Origin of the sequence: Micromonospora globispora (assembly GCF_003857015.1) — a bacterium.
In the GTDB taxonomy this organism is placed as follows: Bacteria; Actinomycetota; Actinomycetes; order Mycobacteriales; family Micromonosporaceae; genus Micromonospora; species Micromonospora globispora.
On sequence record NZ_QGGF01000602.1, the window covers coordinates 1 to 26,518 of the forward strand.

A 26,518-nucleotide genomic window follows, 5' to 3' on the forward strand; every position below is an offset into this window, starting at 1 on the left:
TCGCGGAGCCGGCCCGGATGTTGATGTCGCCGTCCGAGTCGATCTGCAACTGGTCGGAGTTCGACTTGAGCATGGTGGAGACGACGGTGCGGACCCGTTCCTCCAGCGCCAGCACGTCGCCCTCGACGGCCTGCGCGGTGGCGGCCGCGGCCAGCGCCTCGTCCAGGTCGGTCTCGACGTCCCGGTCGGGGCCGAACTCGCTGCGCGCGGTGCCGAGCGGCTCCACCGACAGCGGCTCCCCCTCGGCGTCGTGCACCAGGTAGACCAGGAAGGCGGGATGCGGTGCGCCGTAGACGTCCCGCAGGGTCCGGGAGAGCACGGTCGCCAGCCGGGTGGACTCGGCGACAGCGCAGTCCAGGCCGAAGTTCTCACCGGAGCCCTCGACTACCCCGGGCGGGGACCAGCCGAGCGCGATCATGTCCGCCACCGCCGCCCGGTCCAGCCGGTAGCCCTGCGGCAGGGTGGCGTTGCCGACCGCCCGCGCCGAGAGCTTCCCCTCCTCGCCGACGTCCACGTTGATCGAGTAGACGGCGTCCCCGGTGCCGGAGGCGGTCGGGTCGAGGGTCAGCTCCAGGTGCGCGCCGGCGGGCAGGACCGCCAGCTGGGCGGCCAGTGCCCGGGCGAACTCCCGCCACGCTTCCGTCACCTTCGCCCGCAGGTCGGCCGTGGTCGGCTCGTCCAGCAGGATCGACTCGTACTGCTCCGGCGTGCCGCCAGCGGGGTCACTCATCGGCGCCGAGGGGTGGTCTGCCGTCATGATCGCCTCCGTCCGTCACGGTCACCCTACCCACGCAGGGTGGGGCTCCAATCAAGCCGGACCGGATCGGCGAACGCCCGCGCAGGCAGCGGACGGGGCGGTGGAACGGCTCATTCGGCCGGCGCGGTACCGTCCAGCTCCACCGGCCAGGTGCCGGCCAACTGGCTCAGCCGGGACGCGGTGTCGGCGAGGTCCGCACCCCGCCCGACGGCGAGCCCCAGCAGATACGCGGTGACCGGCGCCCCCGGGCGCAGCACCTGATGGGCCACGTCCTTGGCCAGGTCGAGCACGACCGCCACCGACACCTGAGCCGGGTCGAGGCCCAGCTCGGCGCAGGCCGCCGTGACCCAGTCGTCCATCACCGTCATCGTGTCCACTCCTCGGCCCGGCGTACGTCCTCGTCAGTGTCGCAGTCGAACCACGGCGGCGGGCCGGTGCCCGCCCAGGCGACCTCCCGCACGGTGAGCCCGGCCAGCAGCGCCCGCATCGACGCCCCGTCGAGCGTGCCGCCCCGCTCCCCGGCGAGCCGGTCGAGGGCGCCCCGCAGCGCGGCCACCCGCCACACCCCGCAGAGCTGCTGCCGCCGTCCGTCGTCGTCCAGGTAGCAGACCCCGTCGGCAGGCGATCCGGAGAGCTGCCGCAGCAGGTCGGCGACCGCCTCGGCGGTGAGCAGCGGCAGGTCGCCGGCGAGCAGGGCGACGGTCGTCGTACCGGGGTCGAGCAGCGCGAGGCCGGCCGCGGTGGCGGCGGCCGGGCCGCCGCCCGACGGGTCCTCACGGGTCACCCATACGCCCTCGGGGACCGCGTCGGCCGGGCCGACCACGATCCGCGGCTCGGCGTCGGCGACCGCCGCCAGCACCCGGTGCAGCATCGGCCGGCCGCCGACCGGACGCGCGGGCTTGTCCACCCCGCCCATCCGGCGGGCCGCGCCGCCCGTGAGCACCACCGCCGCGTACGCCGTCACGCGGCCACCGTAGCCGGATGCGTGACCCGCCGCCCGCCGCGCCCCGACGCCCACCGGAGATCGCGCTGTTTCCTCGATCTAGTGGCCTCGCGGGCGACGGGATGCCACTACATCCAGGATCGAGCACGATCGTCAGTGCGGCCTGCCGGATATTGAGCGCGATCACCGCTGGCCCGTGTCGTCGTGCGGAGGGCGGGGCGGGCGGGAGAGGATGACGGGATGGGACGGGCAACTGATCGGCGGGGCGTGCTCCGGATCGACCTCGACGCGGCGGCGGACGGACGCGTCCAGGTACGACGCCCGGACACCCTGGCCGTGGAGGAGCCGTTGGAGATCCGGGTCGGCCCGGCCGGCCCCGGCCGGCGGCGCCCGCTCGCGGTCACCATGCGGACCCCCGGCGACGATCTGGACCTGGCGATCGGCTTCCTGCTCACCGAAGGGCTGATCCGCTCCACTGACGACGTGCACACCGCGCAGCTCTGCGCCGGGGCCGAGACGCCGAACACCTACAACGTGGTCGACGTGGTGCTGGCCCCGGGCGTGCCGGAGCCCAGCGTCGACCCGTCCCGCAACTTCTACACGACCAGCGCGTGCGGGGTCTGCGGCAAGGCCAGCATCGACGCGGTACGCACCCGCTCCCAGTTCGCCGTGGCGGACGACCCGCTGGCCGTACCGGCGAAGGTGCTCGTCGACCTGCCCGACCGGCTGCGCGCGGCACAGCGGGCCTTCGACCGGACCGGCGGCCTGCACGCGGCCGGCCTGTTCACCGCCGACGGCGAACTGGTGGTGCTGCGCGAGGACGTCGGCCGGCACAACGCGGTGGACAAGGTGGTCGGCTGGGCGGTACGCGAACGCCGGTTGCCGCTGGCCGGGCACGTGCTGCTGGTCTCGGGGCGGGCCAGCTTCGAGCTGACCCAGAAGGCGTGGATGGCCGGGGTGCCGCTGCTCGCGGCGGTCTCCGCGCCCAGCACCCTCGCGGTCGAACTGGCCGAGGAGGCCGGGATGACGCTGGTCGGCTTCCTGCGCGGCCGGACGATGAACGTCTACGCCGGCGCCAAGCGGATCACCGAATAGCGCCCACTACTCCTCGTCGGCCAACTCCGGCCGGTGCTCGCGTATCCACCGTTCGACATCCTCGGCGAGCCAGACGTTCCCCTGCTGCAACTCCGCCAGTGGAGCCGGGAAAGAGCGGTGCGACGTGATCGCGTACACGCGTTGACGGCTGATTCCGCCAAGTCGCATCCGGATCTCGTGCGCGCCCATCAGCTTCACAAGCCGACCGTAGGCACTCGTCAGCAGGTCACGGAGCAAGATGCTTCACGCTCTTGACTCTCGCTGTAGTCACACGACAACATAGCGCCATGGGTGACCGAAGAGTTGCGCTGGCGATACCGTCGAACCTCGTGCACAGGCGACGACACTGGTGGTCGCGATGCTGTGTGTGCGGTCTGCGCTGGCCCTGCCCGGACCGGCGCTACCGCCCCGCGCCAGCCGAGCCGCCGAACCGTGCCCGCTGGATCGACAACGCCCAGACCATGGCCTTTCCACAGGTCGGCCGGGCCGGTTGGTTGACGCCTGCTCAGACCTGGCGGGCGAACGGGGGCCGGTGGTGAGCCGCCCCTCCCGCCCCCACCTGCCGATGCGCCCACTCTGGATGTGCCGCAACTGCGGCCAGCCCTGGCCATGCGGTCCGGCGCGGCTGTCGCTGCTCGCCGAGTACAAGGGAGAACGAACGGCCCTGATCCTGTACCTGTCCGGCCAGTTGGCCGAGGCAAGGGATCAGCTCGGGCAGCTCGGCGGCATCGGCTCGCCCGCCGATCTGACCGACCGATTCATCGGCTGGGCCCGAGCCCGGGGCTGACCAAATCACGACTGGACGGCAGGGCGCCGTGGTCGTGACGCCTCCCTACACTGCGCCCCATGATCACGAGATGGAATCCAGCGGATCCAGCACCCCCACCGCCCCGGCCGGGCGTCATCGTCGGCGCTGTAGGCACCCTCGCGGCATTCGCGGGAGCGGTGGCCATCCTGGTCGGCTGGCAGATGCCTCACGCCGAACTGGGGTTCCTGCTCGGTGGGATGCTTCTGTTCGGCGGCTTGCTCATGCGTATCGAGTCCGCGATCACGCGAGGCATGAACCGCCAGCACGACGCCCCAGACCAGGGAACGGCCTGACCGGCACACCCCTACGTGGTCGGAGTGGTGCGACCGCACGGCGGTCAGATGCGTCGGCGGTTGATGCGCCGGCGCGGGCGGCGGCGTACCACGCCGGGGAGCGCGGCGGCCGGCCAACCGTCCAGCTCGGACGGGGGCACGCCGCGCCGGAGCAGGTCGTCGAGGAGAAGCGCGAGGGAGTAGTCGGGACGGTCGGCGAGCACCCGTTCCAGCGCCACCGCCGCCAGCGCCCCCTGCCCAGCCCTCCAGGCGGCGAAGGCGAGCAGGCTGCCAGGGGCGGCGATCAGCTCCGGCTCGGCCCGGCGGAACACGTCGGTCCAGAGGCTGATGTCCGCGTCCCGCCCGTCGGTCCGCTCCCACGCGTGGTCGCGTACCGGGACCTGGGTGAGCAGCACGGTCAGCCAGGCCACCTCGTCGTCGCTCAGCCGCTCGCCCCGGCGGTGCCGGCGGAACGCCGTACGTACCGCCGCCACCCCGGCGGACCGCACGGACCGGCCACCCACCAGGACCGCCTCCGCCGACTCCTCGGTGAGGGCCATCATCCGCCGCCGGGCCCGGACGGTGGCCCGGCGCATGGCCACCCGGACCGGACCGTCGAGCGGAGCCACCTGCGCGGTCAGCGCGTCCCGGTCGGGCAGGGCGACCTGACCGGCGAAGACGGCCGCGGCGCTGACCTCGCTGGCCGCCGGGTCGTACGGGGTGCCGTCGGGCGGGCAGCAGTCGGGCTCGGTGCAGAAGTAGGACCACCAGCGCCCGTCGGTCACCCGGAGCGCGTCGAGGACGATCAGCCCGGCCTCGCTGAGCGCCTCGCCCACCGCGTCCACCGCTCCGGTGACCCGATCGGGAGGCCCGTAGCCGACCACGGTGGCCGACTCGGCGCCCTGCCGCCCGATGACCTCGGCCAGGTGCCGGGCGGCCGGTTGCGGGTCGGCGCCCGGTTGGGGCAGGTCGCCGCGGGCGGCGAAGATGACCTGCCGGCCGCGCAGGGCCACCACGACCACGCTGTCGGCGGGATGGAAGCCGAGCAGGTACGGCACGGCGGCGATGAGGTCGGCGGGTGAGCGGACGGCGAGCCGGGGGCGGTCGGTCGGTGTCATGCGGGGAGCGTGCGGCGACCCGGCACCGCCCCGACAGGCCCTGTGGATGACACGCCGGTTATCCACAGGTACGGAGAGTATCGGCCCAGGTGGGAGCGGATCGGTACCGCTCGCCGAGCGGCAGGGCGGGCACCGGCGGCCGGGAGCCGCTACGTTGCGCTCATGGACCTCGCGTACCTGCGCGCGCATCCGGAGCACCTGCCGACGTTCCTGACCCACCAACGGATACGGGAGACGCCGGTCTCCGGCGGTGACATCTGCACCGCGTCCCGGCTGACCCTGGACGACGGCCACTCCGTCTTCACCAAGACCTGGCCGGAGCGGGCGGGACGGCCGGTGCCGGAGGGCTTCTTCGCCACCGAGGCGGCCGGCCTGCGCTGGCTGCGCGAGGCGGGCACGGTCGCCGTACCGGACGTGATCGTGGCGCTGCCGGAGCTGCTGGCGCTCGACTGGGTGGAGCCCGGCGAGCCGACGCCGGAGGCGGCCGAGCGCTTCGGCCGGGAGCTGGCCGGGCTGCACCGGGCCGGCGCGCCGACGTTCGGCGCGGAATGGGTCGGCTTCATCGGCGCGCTGCCGCAGGACAACAGCCCGGACCCGGGCCCGTGGTCGGACTGGTTCGCCCGCCGCCGACTCGCGCCCTATCTGCGGATGTCGGTCGACAACGGCGCGCTCAGCGAGATCGAGACCGGCCTGGTCGAGGAGCTGATCGACCGGATCGGTGAGTTCGGCGGCGACGAGCCGCCGGCCCGGATCCACGGCGACCTCTGGCCGGGCAACCTGCTCTGGGGGGCCGCCGACCGGGTCTGGCTGGTCGATCCGGCGGCGCACGGCGGCCATCGGGAGACCGACCTCGCCCAGCTCGCGCTCTTCGGCGGCCCGCCGCACCGGGAGCGGATCATGAGCGCCTACCAGGAGGAGTGGCCGCTGGCGGACGGGTGGCGGGAGCGCGTACCGCTGCACCAGCTCCACCTGCTGCTCGTGCACACCGCCCTGTTCGGTGCGGCGTACCGGGACGCAGTGAGCTCCACCGCCCGCGCCGCGCTCCGCGGCGTCGGACGCGCTACGGTCGACAGGTGACCGCCGCCCCGACCACCGACGGGGTCCTCGTCGACCGGTACGGCCGCGTCGCCCGGGACCTGCGGGTCTCGCTGACCGACAAGTGCAACCTGCGCTGCACGTACTGCATGCCGGCGGAGGGTCTGCCCTGGCTGGCCGGGCCGCAGCTGCTCACCGACGACGAGATCGTCCGGCTGATCCGGGTCGCGGTGCAGCGGCTCGGCATCACGGAGGTCCGCTTCACCGGTGGGGAGCCGCTGATCCGGCCCGGTCTGGTCGACATCGTGACGGCCGTGGCCGCCCTGCAACCCCGTCCGCGGATCTCGCTGACCACCAACGGCATCGGCCTGGCCCGACTCGCGCCGGTGCTGCACGCCGCCGGCCTGGACCGGGTGAACGTCTCGCTGGACACCCTCGAGCGGGCCCGGTTCACCGAGCTGACCCGGCGGGACCGGCTGGCGGACGTGCTCGCCGGTCTGTCCGAAGCGGCGGCCGCCGGGCTGACCCCGGTCAAGCTGAACTCGGTGCTGATGCGGGGCGTCAACGACGACGAGGCACCCGCGCTGCTCCGCTTCGCCCTGGCCCACGGGTACGAGCTGCGCTTCATCGAGCAGATGCCGCTGGACGCGCAGCACCGCTGGGACCGTACGACGATGGTCACCGCCGACGAGATCCTGGCCTCGCTGGCCGGGGAGTTCACCCTGACTCCCGACCAGGCGGAGCGGGGCGCCGCGCCCGCCGAAACCTGGCTGGTGGACGGCGGTCCCGCCCGGGTCGGAGTGATCGCCAGCGTGACCCGGCCGTTCTGCGGCGACTGCGACCGGACCCGGCTCACCGCCGACGGCCAGGTGCGCGCCTGTCTCTTCGCCACCGAGGAGTCCGACCTGCGCGGGGCGCTGCGCGCCGGCGCCGACGACGCCGAACTGGCCCGCCGCTGGCAGGCGGCGATGTGGGGCAAGCGCGCCGGTCACGGCATCGACGACCCGTCCTTCCTGCAACCCGCCCGGCCGATGTCCGCGATCGGAGGCTGACCCCCGGTGGAGATCACCGTCCGCTACTTCGCCGGGGCGCGCGCCGCCGCCGGCCGCCCGGAGGAGACCGCGTCCGCCGGGCGCTCCCTCGACGAACTCCTGGATGAGCTCACAAACCGGCACGGCGAACGGCTCGCCTCCGTGCTGAAGGTGGCGAGTTTCCTGGTCGACGGCGTCAACTGCCATGATCGTCAGGCGCCGCTGCCGGCCGGGGTGACGGTGGACGTACTGCCGCCGTTCGCGGGCGGCTGAGGAGGCTCACGTGCTGGCGGTCCTGACCTTCATGGGCTTCCTGACGGTCGTCACCGGCCTGATCCACCTCTACCTGTGGAAGCGGCTGGTCAGGGACACCACCGCGCCGGGTCGCCGGCGGAGGGTCGGCGGGATCGCCGCGCTCGTGCTCGCCGCGCTCGTGCCAGCGACCATGGCGGCGACCCGCAACGGGGTCCACTGGCTGGCCTGGCCGGGCTACCTCTGGCTCGCGCTGATGTTCTACCTGCTGGTCCTGCTGCTGGCGCTGGAAGTGCCGATGGCGATCGCGAAGCTGGTGCTGCGCCGCCGGGAGCGGATCGCCGAGCCGGTCACCGCCGCCACACCCGAACCGGCCCTGGTCGGGGCCGTCGGCGGCGCGGGCTCGACCGCCGGCACCGCTACCTCCAGCGCCGACCTCGCCGCCAGCACGACGGCCGTCAGCGCCGACGTGGCCACCGGAACCGCCGCCGCCAGCGCCGACGTGGCCGCCGACCCGACGGACGGCAAGACCGACTCGGCCGGCGGTGCCGCCGATCCGACGGCCGTCGCCGCGCCACCCGACCACGACCCGTCCCGCCGGCTGCTGCTGGCACGCGGCGCCGCGATCTTCGCCGGCCTCACCGCCGCCGGGATCACCGGGTACGGCGTCCGCACCGCGATGGGTCCGCCGCAGCTGGACCGGGTGCAGATCCCGCTGGCGAAGCTCCCCCGGGGCATGGACGGCCTGCGGATCGCCACCGTCTCGGACATCCACCTCGGGCCGCTGCGCGGCCGGTCGCACACCGAGCGGATCGTGGCGATGATCAACCGACTCGACGCCGACCTGGTCGCGGTGGTCGGCGACCTGGTCGACGGCTCGGTGGCGGAGCTGGGCGAGGCGGCGGCGCCGCTGCGCGACCTGCGCTCCCGGTACGGGAGCTTCTTCGTCACCGGCAACCACGAGTACTACTCCGGCGTCGAGGAGTGGGTCCAGGAGGTGGACCGGCTGGGCCTGCGGGTGCTGCAGAACCGGCGGCAGGAGATCCGGGCCCGGGGCGGCGTGGTGGACCTGGCCGGTGTGAACGACGTGAGCGCCGCCGGTACCGGACTGGCCGCCCCCGCCGACTACGCCGCCGCGCTCGGTGACCGCGACCCCAGCCGGCCGGTGGTGCTGCTCGCGCACCAGCCGGTGGCCGCGATCGAGGCGGCGAAGTTCGGCGTGGACCTGCAGCTCTCCGGGCACACCCACGGCGGCCAGATGGTGCCCTTCAACTACCTGGTTCCGCTCCAGCAGCCGGTGACCTCCGGCCTCGGCGAGGTGGACGGCACCAAGGTGTACGTCACCAACGGCGCCGGGTTCTGGGGGCCGCCGGTCCGGGTGGGCGCCCCACCGCAGGTCACCCTCGTTCAACTCCGCGCCCAATAGCGCGACCGGCGCGTCCAGTCCAGCGCTGGATTGCTCAGGTCACGCGTACGCGTGGCGGCGGGCGGCCGATGGGGCGGGCGTGACAGGATGCGGCGTGCCTCCGTTCAGCGCCGCACCCCTCGGTGGCCTCCCGCCATTCGTCGCGGATCTGCACATCCACTCGAAGTACTCGCGCGCGTGCAGCCGCGACCTGACCCTGCCGAACCTCGGCTGGTGGGCGCGGCGCAAGGGCATCGCCGTTCTCGGCACCGGCGACTTCACCCACCCCGCCTGGTACGACCACCTCCGCGAGACGCTGCACCCGGCCGAGCCCGGCCTGCACCGGCTGAGCCCCGAGGCGGAACGGGACATCGCCCGGCGGCTGCCGCCCCGGCTGGCCAGCGAGGCGGAAACGGACCCGGTCCGGTTCATGCTCAGCGTGGAGATCTCCACGATCTACAAGCGGGACGACCGGACCCGCAAGGTCCATCACCTGATCTACCTGCCCGACCTGGACGCGGTGGCCCGGTTCAACGCCGCGTTGGGGCGGATCGGCAACCTGGGCTCGGACGGCCGGCCGATCCTCGGCCTGGACTCGCGGGACCTGCTGGAGATCACGCTGGAGGCCAGCCCGGACGGCTACCTCGTCCCGGCGCACATCTGGACGCCCTGGTTCTCCGCGCTCGGCTCGAAGTCCGGCTTCGACGCGATCGCCGACTGCTACGCCGACCTGGCCGAGCACATCTTCGCGGTGGAGACCGGCCTCTCCTCGGACCCTGAGATGAACTGGCGGGTCGGCAGCCTGGACCGGTACCAGCTCGTCTCCAACTCGGACGCGCACTCCCCGCCCGCGCTGGGCCGCGAGGCCACCGTCCTGAACTCGGCCCGCGACTACTACGCCATCCGGGACGCGCTGCGGACGGGCGACGGGCTGACCGGGACCATCGAGTTCTTTCCCGAGGAGGGCAAGTACCACGCCGACGGGCACCGGCTCTGCGGCGTCAACTGGGCGCCGGAGCGGACCCGGGAGGCGGGTGGCCGCTGCCCAAAGTGCGGCAAGCCGCTGACCGTCGGCGTGCTGAGCCGGGTGGCGGAGCTGGCCGACCGGCCGGCGGGGTACCGACCGCCGCACGCCCGCGAGGTCACCCACCTGGTGCCGCTGGCCGAGATACTCGGTGAGATCAACAAGGTGGGCGCCCGGTCGAAGAAGGTCGAGGGGAAGCTCAACGAGCTGATCGCGGCGCTCGGCCCGGAGCTGGAGATCCTCACCCGCACTCCCCTGGACGAGATCGGTCGGGTCGGCGGGGAGCTGCTCGCCGAGGGGATCTGGCGGCTGCGCCGGGGCGAGGTGCGCCGGATTCCCGGCTACGACGGCGAGTACGGCGTCATCACCCTCTTCGACCCGGCCGAGCTGGGCAGCGGCGGCACCGGCGGCACCCCGGGGTCGCAGGAGACGCTCTTCGACGTACCGGTGCCGGCGCAGCGGCGGCCCGCGGAGCCGGCGCCGAAGCCGAAGGCCAGGCGCCCGGCGGCGGCGAAGGCCGAGCCGAAGCGGAAGGCCGCGCCGCCCCCGCCGATCGCGCCGGCGCCCTCCCCGCACGAACCGTTCGAGCCGATGCTCGCCGGGATGGAGGAGGTCGGCACCGGGCTGCTGGACCGGTTGGACGCGATGCAGCGGGTGGCCGCCTCCGCGCCGGGTGGGCCGCTGCTGATCGTGGCCGGCCCGGGCACCGGCAAGACCCGGACGCTCACCCACCGGATCGCCTACCTCTGCGCCGAGCTGAACGTCTTCCCCGAGCAGTGCCTGGCGATCACCTTCACCCGCCGGGCGGCCGAGGAGCTGCGGCACCGCCTCGACGGCCTGCTCGGGCCGGTGGCCGAGGACGTCACCGTCGGCACCTTCCACTCGCTGGGGCTCACCATCCTGCGGGAGAACGCGGCGGCGGCGGGCCTGCCGATGGACTTCCGGATCGCCGACGACGCGGACCGGGTGGCGGCCCGCGCGGAGGCGGGCGACGACCCGGAGTCCTACACGACGCTGCTGCGCAAGCGGGACCTGGTCGACCTGGACGAGCTGCTCACGCTGCCGGTGGCGCTGCTCAAGGCGGACAAGAAGCTGGTGCGCGACTACCGGGAGCGGTGGCGGTGGATCTTCGTCGACGAGTACCAGGACGTCGACGCCGTGCAGTACGAGCTGCTGCGCCTGCTCAGCCCCGCGGACGGCAACCTCTGCGCGATCGGTGACCCGGACCAGGCCATCTACTCGTTCCGGGGCGCCGACGTCGGCTACTTCCTGCGCTTCTCCCAGGACTTCACCGACGCCCGGCTGGTCCGGCTGAACCGCAACTACCGCTCGTCGGCGCCGATCCTGGCCGCCGCGGTGCAGGCCATCGCGCCGTCGTCGCTGGTCCGGGGCCGCCGGCTCGACCCGGCCCGGCTCGACCCGGAAGCCCCGCTGGTCGGTCGCTACCCCGCGGCCTCCGTCGCCGACGAGGCCGATTTCGTGGCACGCACGATCGACGAGCTGGTCGGCGGCCTCTCCCACCGGTCGCTCGACTCGGGCCGGATCGACGGCCGGATGACCTCGCTGTCGTTCTCCGACATCGCCGTGCTCTACCGCACCGACTCGCAGGCGGCGCCGATCGTGGACGCCCTCGCCCGGGCCAACATCCCGGTGCAGAAGCGGTCGCACGACCGGCTCCGGGACCGGCCCGGGGTGGCCGCCATCGCCCGCGAGCTGCGCCACGCCGACGGCCTCGGCGGGGGGCTGCCCGCCCGGGTACGCCTCGCCGGCCAGGTGCTCGCGGGCCGCTTCGCCGCGCCGACCCTCGACGGTTCCGGGGCGGTGCGACCGGAGGAGATCTGGTCGGCGGTGGACCTGCTCACCCCGCTGGCCCGCCGCTGCGGCGACGACCTGGGGCTGTTCCTGTCCCAGCTCGCCACCGGCGCGGAGGTGGACGCCCTCGACCCGCGTGCCGAGGCGGTCACCCTGCTGACCCTGCACGCGGCCAAGGGGCTGGAGTTCCCGGTGGTCTTCCTGATCGGCGCCGAGGACGGGCTGCTGCCGCTGCGCTGGCCCGGCTCGGAGCCGGACTCCGACGCGGTCGCCGAGGAGCGGCGGCTTTTCTTCGTGGGCCTGACCCGGGCCCAGGACCGGCTGTACATGAGCCATGCCGCCCGCCGCTTCCGGCAGGGGTCGGAGCGCGAGTGCCGGCCGTCGCCGTTCCTCGACGTCATCGACCCGGGACTGTTCGAACGCTTCGGCGAGGCGGAGCCGCGACGCCCGAAGGACCGTCAGCTCCGGCTGATCTGACCGCCCCCCGACCGCATGCCGGCTGGCCTCCGCCCGGCGGGACACGCCCGGCGGGACGCGGCCGGCGGGACGCTGCCGGCGGGACGCTGCCGAGGGCCATTTACCGGCGGGCCGGCTCCGGAGCCTCTTCCTCGACGGCCCGGCGGGGGCGCTCGGTGCTCACCACCAGCGCCACCCCGGCCACGATCACCGCCCCGCCGAGCAGCACCTGCGCGGTCACCGGCTCCGCGACGAGCAGCGCGCCCAGCGCAACCGCCACCGCCGGGTTGACGTACGCGTAGGTGGCGACGAGCGAGATCGGGGCGTGGTGCAGCAGCCAGACGTACGCGGTGAAGGCGACCAGGGAGCCGGCCACCATGAGGTACGCCAGCGCCGCCCAGGAGCGACCGGTCACCTCGGCCGGGGAGAAGCCGCGCAGCTCACCGCGGCCGACGGCGATCACCGCGAGCGCGGCGGCACCGGCGAACATCTCGTAAACGGTGGCCACGAACGGATCGGTCGGCATCCGGAGGCGGCCGGAGAGGAAGGAGCCGATGGACCAGGAGACGGCCCCGGCGACCACGGTCAGCGCCCCGATCAGCGGCACCGCCCCCGAGCCACCGGTTGGGAGCACGAGCAGGATCAGGCCGACGAAGCCCAGGGTCACCCCGGCGAAGGTCCACAGCGGGGGCCGGTCGCCGCTGAGCGTCCGCAGCAGCACGACCAGCAGCGGAACGGTCGCCACCAGCAGCGCGGCGATGCCGGAGGGCACCGCGACACCGGCCGACCCGGACTCGGCGAGCACCACCAGGCCGTTGCCGCCGGCCAGCAGGAGCACCCCGACGCCGGCAGCGGAGCCGAGCTGCCACCGGTCGACCCGGAGGGCTCCCCGTCCCCGGCGGATCCGCAGGACGACCGCCAGTACCAGGCCGGCGGCGGCGAACCGGGCGGCCGCAGAGGTGAGCGGGGGCAGCGACTCGACGGCGATCCGGATCCCGAGATAGGTCGAGCCCCACAGGACGTAGACGAGGAGCAGCGCCGTCCAGATCATGGCCGGTCGGGCGGAGGGCGTGGACGCGGTACCGGACGGCGTCGCACTTGCGGGGCGTGAGCTCATCGGTGGACCACGCTACGGTGACCGAGGCGTCGGCGTCCCGCGTAGGTGGCCGGCCTCTCAATACTGGCGTACGCAGGAGGGCGTTCATGACGAACTTCGGACCACCCGGCGGCGGCTCCGCGGAGCCGTGGGGTGGACGACGGCCCGAGGACGCGTACGGTCCGCCGACGGATCCGCCGTACCAGCCGCCGTACCAGGCGCAGCCCGGCGGCTGGGGTGAGCCGGCGGGGCCACGGTACGAGCCGGCGCCGGGGAACGGCTGGGACGCCGGGCAGACCGCGACCCAGCCCAGCGTCGCCGCGACCTACCGCCCGTACCAGCCGGCGGCGCACGGGTATCCGCCAGCCGGGCAGACCGGCTACCAGCCCGCCGACCCGTACCCGGGGTATCCGCCCGCGGAGCCGTACGCCGATCCGACGCCCCCGCCGAAGCGCGGCAAGGGCCCGCTGATCGCCGTGCTCGCCGTGCTGGCGGCGCTCGTCCTCGGCGGTGCGGCCACCTTCTACGTGCTCAACCGCGACGATGCGACCCCGGTTGCCGGACCGACCGCCCCGGTGAAGGCGGAGCCCTCGGCGGAGGCGAGCGAGGCGGCCGTCCCGGCCACCTCGGCGCCGGCACCGGCCTCCTCGGCCGACCCCCGGTTCGTCAAGGTGGGTCAGTGCGTGCGCAACGAGGGCACGGCCGGCGGCAAGCCGAAGCTGGTGATCAGCGAATGCGCCGCGAAGACGTATCAGGTGCTGCGCCGCTTCGACGGGCCCACCACGGGTGAGAAGGACGCCGAGGCGAAGTGCGCCAAGGTGGAGGGCTACACCAACTGGTACTTCTTCGACAGCGAGCTGGACACCCTCGACTTCGTGCTCTGCCTCAAGCAGCGCTGATCCCCGGCCGTAGGCAAAACTAGGGCTGTCTAGCATCCACGCTAGACAGCCCTAGTTTCGTCTCGACGGTCCCGACACGCCGGTAGCCGCATCTACGCATGTCTAGGCCCGCAGCTAGACGGCCCGATACTGTGCGATGCGTGGATCCGGTCCGCAACCCGTACGCCCCGGGCGCCGGCCAGCGCCCGCCCGAACTCGCCGGGCGGGGGCGGGAACTGGACGTCTTCGACGTCGTCCTGGAGCGCATCGCCCGTGGTCGCCCCGAGCGGAGCCTGATGCTCACCGGGCTGCGCGGCGTCGGCAAGACCGTCCTGCTCAACACCCTCCGCTCCCAGGCGATCAACCACCTCTGGGGCACCGGCAAGATCGAGGCCCGTCCCGATCAGTCGCTGCGCCGCCCGGTCGCCGCCGCCCTGCACATGGCCGTCCGGGAACTCGCCCCCCGGCACCGCGCGCCGGACCGGATCGACGCGTTCCTCGGCGTGCTCAAGGCGTTCGCCCAGCGCTCGGCGCCCGCCGGGCGGGGCGGGGCCGCCCCGAAGCTGCGCGACCGCTGGCAGCCCGGCATCGACGTACCGGCCAGCAGCGGCCGGGCCGACTCCGGGGACATCGAGATCGACCTGGTCGAGCTGCTCACCGACGCCGCTGCGGTCGCCACCGACGTGGGCACCGGCGTCGCCATCTTCATCGACGAGATGCAGGACCTCGGCGCCGAGGACGTCTCCGCGCTCTGCGCCGCCTGCCACGAACTCTCCCAGCTCGGCGCGCCGCTGATCGTGGTCGGCGCCGGTCTGCCGCACCTGCCCGCCGTCCTCAGCGCCGCCAAGTCGTACTCGGAGCGGCTCTTCCGCTACCAACGCATCGACCGGCTGGACCGGATCGCCGCCGACCAGGCGCTCTGCGCGCCGGCCGAGCGGGAGGAGGTCGAGTACGAGCAGAAGGCGCTCGACCTGCTCTACGAGAAGTCCGGCGGCTACCCCTACTTCGTCCAGGCGTACGGGAAGGCCACCTGGGACCACGCCCCCCGCTCGCCGATCACCGCCGCCGACGTGCGGGTCGCCGCCCCCGAGGCCGAGGCGGAGCTCGCCGTCGGCTTCTTCGGCTCCCGGTTCGAGCGGGCCACCCCGGCGGAACGCGAGTACATGCGGGCCATGGCGGCGCTCTCCCTGATCGAGGGGGAGGAGGGTGGACGGGACGACATGGACGCGGCGGTCCCCACCGCGGAGATCGCCCGGTCGCTCGGGCGCAAGCCGGCCAGCCTCTCACCGGCCCGGGACGCGCTGATCAAGAAGGGGTTGATCTACTCCGGCGAGCGGGGCACGGTGGCGTTCACCGTCCCGCACTTCGGCCGGTACCTGCGCACCCAGCCGGCCTGACCGCGGCGGGTGTCCGGCGGCTCAGACCCGGGACCAGGGCGCCGGAAAGACCACCTCGCCCCGCGGGGGCGGGCCCTCGTCGATCGTCGACGGCGGGAGCACGAGCGCCTGCCACGGCTCGCCGAGCCCGGACCACGGGCTGGTCAGCCCCATCTCGTCGGCGCGACTGAAGCCGAACCGGCGGTAGAAGGCCGGGTCGCCGAGCACCACCACGAGCCGTTCACCGAGTTCGGTCGCGGCGTCCAGCGCCGCCTGCACCACCGCCGTGCCGTGCCCGATCCGCTGCCGATGCGGCGCGACCGCGACCGGCCCGAGCGCCAGCGCCGGGGCCGAGTGCTCGTCCGACCGGACCTGGACCCGGGTCAGCAGGGCGTAGCCGACCACCTCGCCGCCGTGCTCGGCGACCATGGCCAGCTCCGGGATCCAGGCGTCGCTGTGCCGCAGCTCGTCGACCAGCTCCACCTCGGGCGGGATGGCCACGTCGGGGCGGGCGAAGGCGGCGGCCAGCACCCGGGCGACCGGCCCTTCGTCCGCGGGGTCCTCGGGTCGGAGCCGCAGGGTCGTCACCCGCGCGACCTTACCGGGCCGGAGCGGTCCATCCGCGACGGTCGCTCGAATTGACCCACGGGACATGCGCCCGCTGGACGTCCACGTCGGCCGATCCCTTTCGGGCATTGCAGGGGTAACGGCCCTACTGACGGGGTATGACTGAATTATGAAGCCCGTGCGCTCCCTCGCCCGCGTCATGTTGAGCGGCATCTTCGTGGTCAGCGGCGTCCGCAACCTCCAGAACCCCGGCCGGCTGGTCCCCGCCGCGCAGCCGATCACCGACCGCGTCGCCCCACTGATCCAGAACCTGCACCCGCGGATCCCGACCGATACCGCGACCTTGGTCCGGGCCAACTCGGCCACCCAACTCGTGGGCGGGCTGATGCTGGCGACCGGCAGGTTTGCCCGGCCCGCCGCGCTGGTCCTTGCCGGCACGCTGGTGCCGACCACCCTCGCGGGCCATCCGTTCTGGACCAACGACGACCCGATGGCGCGGAACAACAACCAGGTCCACTTCCTGAAGAACCTCGGGCTCCTCGGCGGCCTGCTCCTCGCCGCAGCGGACACCGAGGGCAAGCCCGGACTGCGCTGGCGCGCCGGTCATCGGATCGGGCACTCCCGGCGCTCCGTGCAGCGGGTCGTCCGGACCGCCCGCCGGGAGGCGAAGATCGCCGCCCGATCGGCGGCCACCGCCCGACGACTTCCTGGCTGACCTGCGTCAATACGGCCACCACCCCCCGCAAGGCCATTAATCACCTGAACCACCTGACATCCGTTAACGCGGTGGAAATGTCAAAAACATGTGTGGGATCGGACACGGTCGCATAACGCGGGAGGCAGTAACGTGAGGCGCCGTTCTAGGCTCCGTGCGGAACCTGGACGGGTAGGAAGATCTTGGTACGGGGGTGGCCACGCCATGCCGGCGACAGTCGGTAGACGGACCGACCGCCTCGCTCCAGCTCAGCGCGTAACGCGTGGGATCGATCGCAGGACAGTCGTACGGATCGGCATCGTGGCCGCCGTCGCCTACGCCGCATGGCTCGCCATCGGCGCATTCGGGCGGCCGTACAACTTCTTCGACATGAAGATCTACCACGGTGCCGTGGTGTGGTGGGCGAGCGGCAACCAGCTCTACGACTTCATCTCACCCGACACCACGCTGGGCTTCACCTACCCGCCGTTCGCCGGGCTGGTCATGCTGCCGATGTCCTGGCTGCCGATCGAGGTGGCCGGCTGGTTCAACGCGCTGGCCAGCATCGTCGCGCTGGCGGTCGTCCTGGCCGCGCTGCTGCGTCCGATCGTCGACCGGCTCGGCTGGTCGCTGCGCTTCACCGTCGCCATCGCCGTGCCGATGGCCGTCGCCCTCGAGCCGAGCCGGGAGACCCTCGGCTACGGACAGGTGAACCTGCTGCTCTTCGCGCTGGTCATGGCGGACATGGTGGGGCTGCGCTGGCGGGCGAAGCGGGGGACCCACCACGACAGCGCCGACTCCGCCCTGGAACGCTTCTGCTACAGCGGCGTCTGGGCCGGGGCGGGGATCGGTCTGGCCACCGCGGTCAAGCTGACCCCGGCGCTCTTCATCGCGTACCTGATGATCACTCGGCAGTGGCGGGCCGCGATGACCGCGATCGGCACCACCGTCGCGGTGACCCTCGGGACGTTCGCGCTGATGGGCGAGGAGTCGCGGACGTACTTCGGGACCGTGCTCTGGCAGACCGAGCGGGTCGGCGCGGCGGACATGACCCCCAACCAGTCGCTGGCCGGGCTGCTGGCCCGGCTCTACGACTCGATCGAGACGCCCGGCCTGCTCTGGCTCGCCTTCTCGGTGCTGGTCCTTGCCCTCGGGCTGTCCCGGGCCGCCACCGCGCGGGCCGACGGCGACGAGCTGACCGCGTTCACCCTGGTCGGGCTGACCGCCAACGTGATCAGCCCGATCTCCTGGTCGCACCACCTGGTCTGGGTCATCCCGGCGATCATCGTGCTGGCCGACGCCGCGGTGCGCCGCCGCGAGGCGAGCCGGGGTCTGCTGCCGCGGGCCACCACGCCGGTGGCCAACGGGGTGCCCGGGGTCAACGCCCTGCGCCCGCCGATCTGGTACCCGACCCTCACCGGTCTGCGGCACGGCGTCGCGGCGGTCGCGCTCTACCTGCTCTTCCTGATCTCGCCCATCTGGCCGTACGAGCACCAGCTCCCCGAGGTGTCGCACTACCAGGACGGCCTCTTCGGGGCGCTGATGGAGAACTCCCTCGCGATCGCGCTGATCGTCCTGGTCGCGGCGCTGCCCTGGCGACCCGGCGCGGAGCCGGCGTTCTACACCGACCGCCTCGTCCGGGCCGCCCAGCTCGCCGGCCGCTGACCGTCCCGGCCCGGACACTCGGCCGGGCCGACGGGACGGGTCAGGGGCAGTTCACCCACTCCTCGGTGCCGTCGGTGAAGACCTGCCGCTTCCAGATCGGCAGCCGGGCCTTCACCTCGTCGACCAGTCGGGCACAGGCCGCGAACGCCGCGGCCCGATGGGCGGTGCTGACCGCCGCGACCAGGGCCGCGTCGCCGATCTCCAGCGGGCCGATCCGGTGCGAGACGGCCACCGCGTAGACGTCGGGGTCGGCGGCCACCTCGGCGGCGACCTCGCGGAGCACCGCCTCGGCGGTCGGGTGACCCTCGTACTCCAGGCTGACCACCTGCCGGCCGTGGTCGTGGTCGCGGACCACGCCCTGGAACGAGACCACCGCACCGGCCCGGCGGTCGGCGACCGCCGCCTCGTGCGCCGCGAGGTCCAGCGGCCGGTCGGTGACCGTGCCGAAGATGGTCGGCCCGGCCGTCTCCGACGCCGCGCTCACCACGCCCGCTCCCCGGGGAGCAGGGGCAGCGGCACGATCGGCACCCGCGCGCCGGCCTCCCCGCTGGTGCCGGGGCGGATGACCGCGAAGCCGTCGGCGCCGGCCAACCCGCGCAGCATCGCCGAGCCGACGTGGCGCACCGGATGGGCGGTACCGCCGGCCCGGTCCACCCGGACCAGGGCGAGGTGGGTGTACTGGCCCCGGCCGGGGACCGGCTCGGCGAGGGTGGCCTGCGGCAGCACCGGCATCGGGCGGCCCTGCAGCCCGGCGAGCAGCGGCGCGACCAGCGAGACCAGCGCGACGATGGCGGACTGCGGGTTGCCCGGTAGGCCGGCGACGAAGCGGACCCGGCCGTCCGCCCCGGCGAGCCGGGCCAGCAGCATGGGGAAGCCGGGCCGGACCGCGACCGTGTTCACCACGTAGTCGGCGCCGAGCGCCTCCAGGGTCGGGTGCAGGTGGTCGACTGGGCCGTGCATCGTGCCGCCGGTGGTGCAGACCAGGTCCGCCGCGGCGAGCGCCCCGCGCAGGGCGGCCACGTGGGCCGGCAGGGTGTCCGCGACCGGGCCGATCACATCGGCCGGGCGCACCTGGCAGCCGTACCGGCGCAGCCAGGCCGGCACCGCCGGGCCGAGGGCGTCGCGGACCCGCCCGGCTGCGGGCGGGCCGGCGGTCAGCAGCTCGTCACCGAAGACCAGCAGCCCGGCACGGGGCTGCCGGCGGACCCGGAGGGTGTCGTGGCCGCACGAGGCGGCCAGCCCGATCAGCGCCGGGTCGACCGGGGTGCCGGCGGGGAGCAGCTCCTCACCGGCGTACGCCTCCTCGCCCGGCTCGCGCCACTCCGGGTTGGGCCGCGGCGTGCCGGCGACCCGGCCGTCGGCCGTCCGGGTGGATTCCTCGATCCGCAGGATGGCGGTGGCACCCTCGGGCACCATCGCCCCGGTGGCGATCTCGACGGTGGTGCCGTCGGTGGTCAACGGGGCAGGCGTGCTGCCTGCGAGCACCCGCCCGACCACCTCCCACGGGCCGTCCCCGCGCACCGCCCATCCGTCCACGCTCGAGGTGGGGAACGCGGGCAGGTCAGTACGGGTGGCCAACGGCTCGGCGAGGGTGTGGCCGTCCGCGTCGGCGAGCGGCCGGTTGACCGCGGGGAGCGCGGCGGCGAGGCCGACGGCGTACACCCGGGAGCGGGCCTCCTCCCACCCGGCTGGCGGCGGCGCGGCGACCTGCTCCGCGGCGGCTGCGGTTTCCGTGCTCATCCGCCGAGCCTATCGCCGGCGACCTGACCTCGCTGTCAGTGGTCACCGCCGCGGAGCTGGTCGACGGTGTGGGCCAGGATAGGCCTGAGCACGGCGAGGCCGTCCTTCGCGCCACCGGTCGAACCGGGCAGGTTGACGACCAGCATCCGGCCGGCCACCCCGGCAAGGCCGCGGGAGAGGGCGGCGGTGGGCACCTTGTCCCGGCTGTGCGCGCGGATCGCCTCGGCGATGCCGGGAATCTCGTAGTCGAGCAGCTCCCGGGTGACGTCGGGCGTCCGGTCGGTCGGCGTGATGCCCGTCCCACCGCTGGTCAGCACCACGTCGACCCGGTCCGCCCGGGCCGCGCGCAGCGCCTCGCCGACCGGTTCGCCGTCGGGCACCACGACCGGCTCGTCGACCTGGCAGCCCAGTTCGCGCAGGCCGGCGACGAGGAGCGGGCCGCTGGTGTCGGCGTACACCCCGGCGGCGGCCCGGTTGGAGGCGACGATCACCCGGGCCCGGATCACGGCCGGTCCTCCGGCCGAACCCACTCGCCGGTCTTGCCGCCCTCCTTGCGGAGCACGCGTACCGCCTCCATCGAGGCGGCCGGGTCCACGGCCTTGACCATGTCGACCAGGGCGAGCCCGGCGACGGCCACCGCGGTAAGCGCCTCCATCTCCACCCCCGTCCGGTCGGCGGTCTTCACGGTGGCGGTGATCTCGACGGTGTCCGCGGTGAGCCGCAGGTCGACGGTCACCCCGTGCAGGGCGATCGGGTGGCAGAGCGGGATCAGGTCGGGGGTGCGCTTGGCGCCCATGATGCCGGCGAGCCGGCCGACGGCGAGCGCATCGCCCTTCGGCAGGCCGTCGCGGCGCAACAGCTCGACCACCTCGGCGGTGGTGCGCAGCCGGCCGGCGGCGACGGCCAGCCGGCCGGAGACCGGCTTGGCGGAGACGTCGACCATCCGGGCCGCGCCGGCCGGGTCGACGTGGGTGAGCTGCGCGGGATCGGTCACGGCCGCGAGCCTATCTTTCCGGTACGGCGTGCGCCCGAGCCGCTCGCGGGGAGCGCCCAAGGTGTTCGTCCGAGTTGTTACCGAGAGTGCGGGGACAGCGACCGCCGATTCAAGGCGGGATGACTCCCGGTCCCGGCGTCGGCGCAGGCCAGATAATTGTGCCGTCATCGCCCGCGGGGACCGCGAACTGCCATTCTCCTTGAACATGCGACGCAGATTTCCGGCATACGCACGGGCGTTCGCCGCAGCCGAGTTCAGCGCCTCCTCGGCCCGCAATTCGTCGATGAGCGCGCGACCAGATCTGCCGATTCGGGATCGACGGCGGTCCGAACTGGGGATGGAACGGTGGACCGGTTCAGCGCACACTGAAAGAGGCGGATCGCATATGCGTGCCGACTGCGTGGGGCATGATCCGAAGCAGCCGAGCGCTCCGCACACGCATCATGGACAGAACGTCACAAATCTACGCTGGTTATCTTATTTTGCGCATAGGGACAAATATCCGTACAAGTTCTGCCAGGTACGCCTTAGGCTTCCAGCAACGGCGAAGGACAACGACAGCTGGGGGTCGAGATGAAGTCGCACGAGTGGACCTGAGCAACCTTCTGCGGTGACACGAAGCGGGGTACGCTTCCGGAGCGGATAGCCATCGGTAACCACACAAGGACGATGGGTGGCTCCTGGAGACCGACGAAACGGGACCGATCAGCGACTGATGTCGCTAGTCGGTCTCGTCGTCGTTTTGGCGACCGTCTCGGCGGCCGTTTCGGTTGTCGATCTTAATTCCGGCAGCCCAGGCACGCCTCTGGCCATCTGGGTGGCCCTTGTCTCCCTGGTTGCGGTCGGCTTCACGGTGAAGGTCCGGATCCGCGTCCGAGCCACCAACCACAACATCGCCTGGACCGAAACAGCGATCGTGATCGGTCTTGCCGTCGCACCCGCCTCGACCGTCATTCTGGCGACGGGTTGCGGGATCGCACTCGCCATGTTCCTCACCCGGGTGGCGCCCATCAAGGCGCTGTTCGGCGTGGGGAAGAACATGCTGGTCGCCACCGTGGCGGGCCTGGTGCTCCACCTCACCGGCTGGCGGCTCGCGGAGGACGCCGGCCACACCGTCCTGCCCTTCTCGCTGGCCTACGTCGCCGCCGTGGTGCTGGACGAACTGGTCACCCTTCCCGTCATCTCGATGGCGACCGGTGAACGCTTCCGGATCCTGTTCAAGGAGGACTGGGGGCTGCGGCTGGCGGGCGCGCTGGCCCGGCTCGTGGTCATCATCGGCACCGTCTTCATCCTTCAGGCGGGCAGCCGGTTCCTGCTGGCGGTGCCGCCGCTGGTGCTGAGCCTGCACCTCCTCTACTCCAACCGGGTCAAGGCCCGTACCGAGCAACAGGCCTGGCAGCGACTCGCCCGGACGACGGACGCGCTCAACGTGGTGGACCTCGACCAGGTGCTCACCACCGCGGTCACCCAGGCCGCGGAACTCTTCTCCGCCGACGAGGTGGAAATCGAACTTCGCGACGCGGGTCGCACCGTCCGAGGCAACGGCGACGCCGTCCGGTACGACGGACCGACCGGCGAGCCGAGCACCGTCGACGGCACGGTGGTTTCCGTCGCGCTCGAGGGGCACGACCGCTCCGTCGACGTCGGGGTGCTCCGGCTGCGCTTCACCGGCCCGGTCGAGCTCTCCGAGCGGGAGCGGTACATCCTGCGCACCTTCGCCTCCGCGCTCTGCACCGCCGTCCGCAACGCCCAGGCGTACGCCGAACTGGCCCGGGTCGCCGAGGAGCACGCCCACGCCGCCACCCACGATCCCCTCACCGGCCTGGCCAACCGTCGGCAACTCCTCGACGAGGGCACCGAGCAGCTCACCAACCGGCATGCCGACGGGGTGAGCGCACTGATGCTGATCGACCTCAACCACTTCAAGGAGGTCAACGACACGCTCGGGCACGGCGCCGGGGACCGGGTACTGACGCAGGTCGCCGAGCGGCTGCGCGCCGCGGCCCGCCCCGACGATTTGGTGGCCCGGCTCGGCGGCGACGAGTTCGCCGTACTGCTGCGGGGGCTGCCGGCGCCGGCGGTGGCCGCCCACCGGGCGGAGGTGCTGCTGGCCGCGCTGCACGAACCGCTCGACCTGGACGGCATGCGGATCAGCGTGGAGGCCAGCGGCGGCATCGCCGTCGCGCCGGCCAGCGGCGGGGTGACCGAGCTGCTCCGCCGTGCCGACGTGGCGATGTACCAGGCCAAGCGGGCCGGCCTGCGGATCTCCACCTACAGCGCGACGCGCGACACCGCCGACCTGGGCCAGCTCACCCTCAACGGGGAACTGCCCCGGGCGGTCGCCGACCACGAGTTCACCGTCAACTTCCAGCCGATCGTCGACCTGGCAACCGGCGAGGTCACCGGCGCGGAGGCACTGGCCCGCTGGCACCACCCGACGCACGGCATGATCGACCCGCTGCGCTTCCTGGAAGCGGTGGAACGCTCCGGTCTGCTGCCGGCGTTCGCGGAGGCGATCCTCGACCAGGCGCTGATCGCCGCCGGGACCTGGCGCGACGCCGGTTTCGACCTGCCCGTGTCGGTGAACGTCTCGCCGCGCAGCCTGCTCGACGCCCGCTTTCCCGGTGCGGTGCTGGCCCGGCTGCGCGCGCACGACCTGCCGCCCGACCGGCTGGTGCTGGAGCTGACCGAGACGCTGACCCTCAGTCAGCTGGACGTGGTGGATCAGGTGCTCAGCCGGCTGCGCGAGTCCGGTGTCCGACTCGCCCTCGACGACTTCGGCACCGGCTACTCCTCCCTCTCCCTGCTCTCCCGCATCCCGGTGCACGAGTTGAAGATCGACCGCAGCTTCGTGACCGCGATGGAGAGCTCCGCCGAGGCGGCCGCGGTGATCCGCTCCACCCTGGACCTCGGCCGCAGCCTCGACCTGGCCGTGGTGGCCGAGGGGGTGGAGAGCGAGCCGCAGCGGCGGGCGCTCTGGGAGCTGGGCTGTGTCGCCGGGCAGGGCCACCTCTTCGCTCGGCCGTTGCCGGCCGGCACCCTGCTCGCCGCGCTCCAGCGGGGCGCCGGCGGACGCCCCGGCAGCCTGGCGGCCCCGCTACACGACGCCGGTGCGGTGATCCGCCTCCCCGGCCGCCGCCAGGGCGGTCGCGGCCGGCCCGCCGGCACTCCGCCGACCACCGGACAGACCGCGGAGGAGCCGAGCCGGCGGTGACCGGTGGGTGGCACCGGGCCGTGGGGACCCGCCGCCAACCACGCCCCGGTGGCGGCCGATGCGACGGCGACGGTCTGCCAGACTGGCCGGCGTGACGGCCGCCTCCGACGGGACCTCCCGCAGCCACCGCCGCTGGTCGGCTCTGGACTCCGCCGCCGGCGGTCTCGCTCTCGATCTGGGTCTCTACGCCGGGTCGGCCGCCTTCGCGGCGATCACCGCCGCCACCTCCACCCTGCCGCCGCACCGCGCCTGGGGGACCATCGCCGCCGTCGGCTACCTGGTCGCCGCGCTCGCCGCGGCCGGCCAGCTTCTTGTCCGGCGGGTACGCCCGGACGCGCCGGCCGCCGGGCTCACCGCACGCTGGGTGGTTACCAGCGTCGCCTGGGCCACCACCGCCCTGTTGCCGCTGGCGGCGCAGAGCATCCAACGGGCGGCGGGGCGTACCGACCGGGCGCAGGAGGAGGTGGTGGTGGTCGAGCACGCCGGCAGCCGCCTCGCCGAGCACGGCACCCCCTACCTCGGGCACGACGCGATCGCCGCGCTGCCAGCCGGCGAGCAACTGCTCGGCTACACCCCCTACCAGCCGGGAATGGCGCTGTTCGGGCTGCCCCGGGCCGCCGTCGACGCCTGGTGGACCGACGCCCGCGTCTGGTTCGCCCTGGCCACCGCGCTGGTACTCGCCCTCGCGGTGGGCACGCTGCGGTCCGTGAGCCGCACCCCCGGGGCGGTGCAGCCGGGCACCGCCGTGCTGCGGGGCGTACAGGCGGCCACCGTGCTGCCGGTCTGCGCCCTGACGCTCGCCACCGGCGGCGACGACCTGCCCGTCCTCGCGCTCTGCCTGCTCGCCCTGGCGTTCGCCGCCGCCGACCGGCCCGGGCGGGCCGGCGTCGCGGTGGGGATCGCCGGCGCGCTGAAGCTCTTCGCCTGGCCGGTGGCGATCGTGCTGGTGGCCTGGGCCGCCACCCGACGGGCCGGCGTCCGCACCGCCGCCGGGGCGATCGGGCTGCCGGTCGTCGCCCTGGTGCCCGCCCTGCTGGTCGACCGGGACGCGCTGATGGAGAACGTGCTGCGCTTCCCGCTCGGGCACGGTCTGGTGACCAGCCCCGCGCAGTCCCCGTTCCCCGGCCACCTGATCGCCACGCTGCTGCCCGCCGGCCGGGTGGTGGCCGCCGCGCTGCTGGTCGCCGTCGGGGTGGCGATCGCCGTCCGGCTGCTGCGCCGTCCGCCGCGCACCGCCGCCGCCACCGCGCTGATCTGCGGGTACGGGCTGCTCGCCGCGATCCTGCTGATGCCCTCGACCCGGTTCGGCTACCTGCTCTACCCGCTCGCCCTGCTGGTCTGGGCACCCGCGCTCGCGCTCACCCGGTCGTCGGCCCGGGCCGACGACCGGACGGCAGGGGTGGCCCCGACCGGCTGACCGGCTTTTCGCCGAGTCGCGGGCGGGACCGGCCCGCAGGGCGTACACCTGAGGACATGACCACGTACCGCGACCGGACCGAGGCCGGCCAGGTCCTCGCCGACCACCTCAAGGGGCTCACCGGGCAGCCCGACCTCATCGTCCTCGGCCTGGTACGCGGCGGCGTGCCGGTGGCGCGGGTGGTCGCGGACGGACTCCGCGCGCCGCTCGACGTGCTGGTGGTCCGCAAGCTCGGCATGCCGTGGGCTCCCGAGTTGGCCTTCGGCGCGCTCGGTCCCGACGGGGTGGAGGTGCTCAACGAGATGGTCGCGGGCCAGCTGAGCGAGTCGGACCGGGCCGAGGTCCGGCAGCGGGAGCAGGCCGAGCTGGAGCGCCGGGAGAGCCGCTACCGTGCCGGACGCCCCCCGCTGAACCTGACCGGGAAGACCGCGGTGATCGTCGACGACGGCCTGGCCACGGGGGCCACCGCGCGCGCAGCCGTACAGGTGGCCCGGCACCTGGGCGCCGCTCGGGTGATCGTCGCCGTCCCGGTCGCCTCCAAGGAGGCGCACCAGATGCTCTCCGCCGAGGCCGACCAGGTGATCTGCCCCGAGATCCCGCCGGGCTTCGGGGCGGTTGGCGCGTACTACGACGACTTCCGCGAGATCTCCGACGACGAGGTGACGGAAACGCTGCACGCCACCGCGTGATCCCACCGGGTACCTTCGGTGTCATGCAGCTCACCTGCCCCAAGTGTCACGGAGACATGCGCCAGTACGAGCGCAGCGGAGTGGTCATCGACCAGTGCACCGAGTGCCGCGGCATCTTCCTCGACCGCGGTGAACTCGAGAAGCTGTTCGAGGCCGAGGCGCTGTCTCTTATACACCTCT

27 protein-coding genes are annotated in these 26,518 nt (G+C 73.6%); 16 read left to right on the forward strand and 11 right to left on the reverse strand.

Annotation, left to right across the window (positions count from 1 at the left end; all coding sequences use genetic code 11):
- The 3 genes from DKL51_RS30025 to mobA all read right to left on the reverse strand — a co-directional run.
- A partial coding sequence (locus DKL51_RS30025; RefSeq protein ID WP_124812850.1) for a TY-Chap domain-containing protein occupies positions 1-757 on the reverse strand: 757 nt, incomplete at its 3' end.
- A gap of 110 nt (positions 758-867) precedes the next feature.
- Positions 868-1,125, reverse strand: coding sequence for a DUF6457 domain-containing protein (locus tag DKL51_RS30030; RefSeq protein ID WP_124812852.1), 258 nt, complete (start codon positions 1,123-1,125; stop codon positions 868-870).
- On the reverse strand, positions 1,122-1,775 hold the full coding sequence (gene mobA, locus DKL51_RS30035; protein ID WP_260428718.1) for a molybdenum cofactor guanylyltransferase: 654 nt from the start codon (positions 1,773-1,775) through the stop codon (positions 1,122-1,124). Before mobA ends, DKL51_RS30030 begins: the two co-directional genes overlap by 4 nt.
- Before the next feature lie 165 nt (positions 1,776-1,940).
- Here mobA and fdhD point away from each other — a divergent pair, with 165 nt between their 5' ends.
- Entirely contained in the window at positions 1,941-2,795 is an 855-nt protein-coding gene (gene fdhD / locus DKL51_RS30040) for a formate dehydrogenase accessory sulfurtransferase FdhD (protein WP_124812854.1), read from the forward strand.
- Between the two features lie 6 nt (positions 2,796-2,801).
- Here fdhD and DKL51_RS30045 read toward each other — a convergent pair whose 3' ends face one another.
- Positions 2,802-2,984 (reverse strand): hypothetical protein, encoded by a 183-nt coding sequence (locus tag DKL51_RS30045; protein ID WP_124812877.1) that lies wholly within the window; start codon positions 2,982-2,984, stop codon positions 2,802-2,804.
- A gap of 376 nt (positions 2,985-3,360) precedes the next feature.
- Here DKL51_RS30045 and DKL51_RS30050 point away from each other — a divergent pair, with 376 nt between their 5' ends.
- Together DKL51_RS30050 and DKL51_RS30055 are read left to right on the forward strand one after the other, a co-directional pair.
- Complete coding sequence (locus tag DKL51_RS30050) at positions 3,361-3,582, forward strand: flavin reductase (protein WP_109943825.1); 222 nt, start codon at positions 3,361-3,363, stop codon at positions 3,580-3,582.
- Between the two features lie 59 nt (positions 3,583-3,641).
- The gene (locus DKL51_RS30055; protein ID WP_123809770.1) at positions 3,642-3,896 is read left to right on the forward strand and encodes a hypothetical protein; all 255 of its coding nucleotides are present in this window, start codon (positions 3,642-3,644) and stop codon (positions 3,894-3,896) included.
- Between the two features lie 44 nt (positions 3,897-3,940).
- Here DKL51_RS30055 and DKL51_RS30060 read toward each other — a convergent pair whose 3' ends face one another.
- Positions 3,941-4,993, reverse strand: coding sequence for a DUF4192 domain-containing protein (locus tag DKL51_RS30060; protein ID WP_124812856.1), 1,053 nt, complete (start codon positions 4,991-4,993; stop codon positions 3,941-3,943).
- Between the two features lie 162 nt (positions 4,994-5,155).
- Here DKL51_RS30060 and DKL51_RS30065 point away from each other — a divergent pair, with 162 nt between their 5' ends.
- The 5 genes from DKL51_RS30065 (at position 5,156) to DKL51_RS30085 (ending at position 12,029) form a co-directional block, all read left to right on the forward strand.
- Positions 5,156-6,070 (forward strand): fructosamine kinase family protein, encoded by a 915-nt coding sequence (locus tag DKL51_RS30065; protein WP_124812858.1) that lies wholly within the window; start codon positions 5,156-5,158, stop codon positions 6,068-6,070.
- A complete protein-coding gene (moaA, locus tag DKL51_RS30070; RefSeq protein ID WP_109966077.1) occupies positions 6,067-7,080 on the forward strand; it encodes a GTP 3',8-cyclase MoaA in 1,014 nt (337 codons plus the stop codon). The genes DKL51_RS30065 and moaA overlap by 4 nt, the downstream gene beginning before the upstream one ends.
- A 6-nt stretch (positions 7,081-7,086) precedes the next feature.
- Complete coding sequence (locus DKL51_RS30075) at positions 7,087-7,332, forward strand: MoaD/ThiS family protein (protein WP_109943829.1); 246 nt, start codon at positions 7,087-7,089, stop codon at positions 7,330-7,332.
- A 10-nt stretch (positions 7,333-7,342) separates the two neighbouring features.
- Positions 7,343-8,737: a metallophosphoesterase gene (locus tag DKL51_RS30080; protein WP_124812860.1), complete on the forward strand. Its 1,395-nt coding sequence runs from the start codon at positions 7,343-7,345 to the stop codon at positions 8,735-8,737.
- 94 nt (positions 8,738-8,831) lie between these two features.
- On the forward strand, positions 8,832-12,029 hold the full coding sequence (locus DKL51_RS30085) for a UvrD-helicase domain-containing protein (RefSeq protein WP_124812862.1): 3,198 nt from the start codon (positions 8,832-8,834) through the stop codon (positions 12,027-12,029).
- A 100-nt stretch (positions 12,030-12,129) separates the two neighbouring features.
- Here DKL51_RS30085 and DKL51_RS30090 read toward each other — a convergent pair whose 3' ends face one another.
- On the reverse strand, positions 12,130-13,125 hold the full coding sequence (locus DKL51_RS30090; RefSeq protein WP_165823068.1) for an EamA family transporter: 996 nt from the start codon (positions 13,123-13,125) through the stop codon (positions 12,130-12,132).
- A gap of 86 nt (positions 13,126-13,211) precedes the next feature.
- On the opposite strand from DKL51_RS30090, the gene DKL51_RS37595 reads away from it, so the two are divergent.
- Both DKL51_RS37595 and DKL51_RS30100 read left to right on the forward strand, forming a co-directional pair.
- A complete protein-coding gene (locus DKL51_RS37595; RefSeq protein WP_109966079.1) occupies positions 13,212-14,003 on the forward strand; it encodes an LppU/SCO3897 family protein in 792 nt (263 codons plus the stop codon).
- A 140-nt stretch (positions 14,004-14,143) separates the two neighbouring features.
- Complete coding sequence (locus DKL51_RS30100; RefSeq protein ID WP_109966080.1) at positions 14,144-15,379, forward strand: ATP-binding protein; 1,236 nt, start codon at positions 14,144-14,146, stop codon at positions 15,377-15,379.
- Between the two features lie 21 nt (positions 15,380-15,400).
- On the opposite strand, the gene DKL51_RS30105 is transcribed toward DKL51_RS30100, so the two are convergent.
- Positions 15,401-15,946, reverse strand: coding sequence for a GNAT family N-acetyltransferase (locus tag DKL51_RS30105; protein WP_124812864.1), 546 nt, complete (start codon positions 15,944-15,946; stop codon positions 15,401-15,403).
- 148 nt (positions 15,947-16,094) lie between these two features.
- Between DKL51_RS30105 and DKL51_RS30110 the strand changes: the two genes are divergently transcribed.
- Together DKL51_RS30110 and DKL51_RS30115 are read left to right on the forward strand one after the other, a co-directional pair.
- Positions 16,095-16,640 carry a DoxX family protein gene (locus tag DKL51_RS30110; protein ID WP_109943836.1) on the forward strand — a complete coding sequence of 182 codons (546 nt, stop codon included), beginning with the start codon at positions 16,095-16,097 and terminating at the stop codon, positions 16,638-16,640.
- 204 nt (positions 16,641-16,844) lie between these two features.
- Positions 16,845-18,284 carry a glycosyltransferase 87 family protein gene (locus tag DKL51_RS30115; RefSeq protein ID WP_109966081.1) on the forward strand — a complete coding sequence of 480 codons (1,440 nt, stop codon included), beginning with the start codon at positions 16,845-16,847 and terminating at the stop codon, positions 18,282-18,284.
- Positions 18,285-18,324: 40 nt separating this feature from the next.
- On the opposite strand, the gene DKL51_RS30120 is transcribed toward DKL51_RS30115, so the two are convergent.
- The 4 genes from DKL51_RS30120 to moaC are packed head-to-tail and all read right to left on the reverse strand — an operon-like array spanning position 18,325 to position 21,018.
- Complete coding sequence (locus DKL51_RS30120) at positions 18,325-18,768, reverse strand: molybdenum cofactor biosynthesis protein MoaE (protein ID WP_279306375.1); 444 nt, start codon at positions 18,766-18,768, stop codon at positions 18,325-18,327.
- Positions 18,765-20,024 (reverse strand): molybdopterin molybdotransferase MoeA, encoded by a 1,260-nt coding sequence (locus DKL51_RS30125; RefSeq protein WP_109943838.1) that lies wholly within the window; start codon positions 20,022-20,024, stop codon positions 18,765-18,767. Before DKL51_RS30125 ends, DKL51_RS30120 begins: the two co-directional genes overlap by 4 nt.
- Before the next feature lie 35 nt (positions 20,025-20,059).
- Complete coding sequence (locus DKL51_RS30130; RefSeq protein ID WP_109965198.1) at positions 20,060-20,530, reverse strand: MogA/MoaB family molybdenum cofactor biosynthesis protein; 471 nt, start codon at positions 20,528-20,530, stop codon at positions 20,060-20,062.
- Entirely contained in the window at positions 20,527-21,018 is a 492-nt protein-coding gene (moaC, locus tag DKL51_RS30135) for a cyclic pyranopterin monophosphate synthase MoaC (RefSeq protein ID WP_124812869.1), read from the reverse strand. The genes DKL51_RS30130 and moaC overlap by 4 nt, the downstream gene beginning before the upstream one ends.
- A 715-nt stretch (positions 21,019-21,733) precedes the next feature.
- Here moaC and DKL51_RS30140 point away from each other — a divergent pair.
- The 4 genes from DKL51_RS30140 to DKL51_RS30155 all read left to right on the forward strand — a co-directional run.
- The gene (locus DKL51_RS30140) at positions 21,734-24,232 is read left to right on the forward strand and encodes a putative bifunctional diguanylate cyclase/phosphodiesterase (protein WP_124812871.1); all 2,499 of its coding nucleotides are present in this window, start codon (positions 21,734-21,736) and stop codon (positions 24,230-24,232) included.
- A 91-nt stretch (positions 24,233-24,323) separates the two neighbouring features.
- Entirely contained in the window at positions 24,324-25,649 is a 1,326-nt protein-coding gene (locus DKL51_RS30145) for a glycosyltransferase 87 family protein (RefSeq protein WP_124812873.1), read from the forward strand.
- A gap of 56 nt (positions 25,650-25,705) precedes the next feature.
- Positions 25,706-26,338, forward strand: coding sequence for a phosphoribosyltransferase (locus tag DKL51_RS30150; protein ID WP_109966775.1), 633 nt, complete (start codon positions 25,706-25,708; stop codon positions 26,336-26,338).
- A 23-nt stretch (positions 26,339-26,361) separates the two neighbouring features.
- Positions 26,362-26,518, forward strand: a 157-nt coding sequence (locus tag DKL51_RS30155; RefSeq protein ID WP_185734969.1) for a TFIIB-type zinc ribbon-containing protein, incomplete at its 3' end; no start/stop codon positions are given.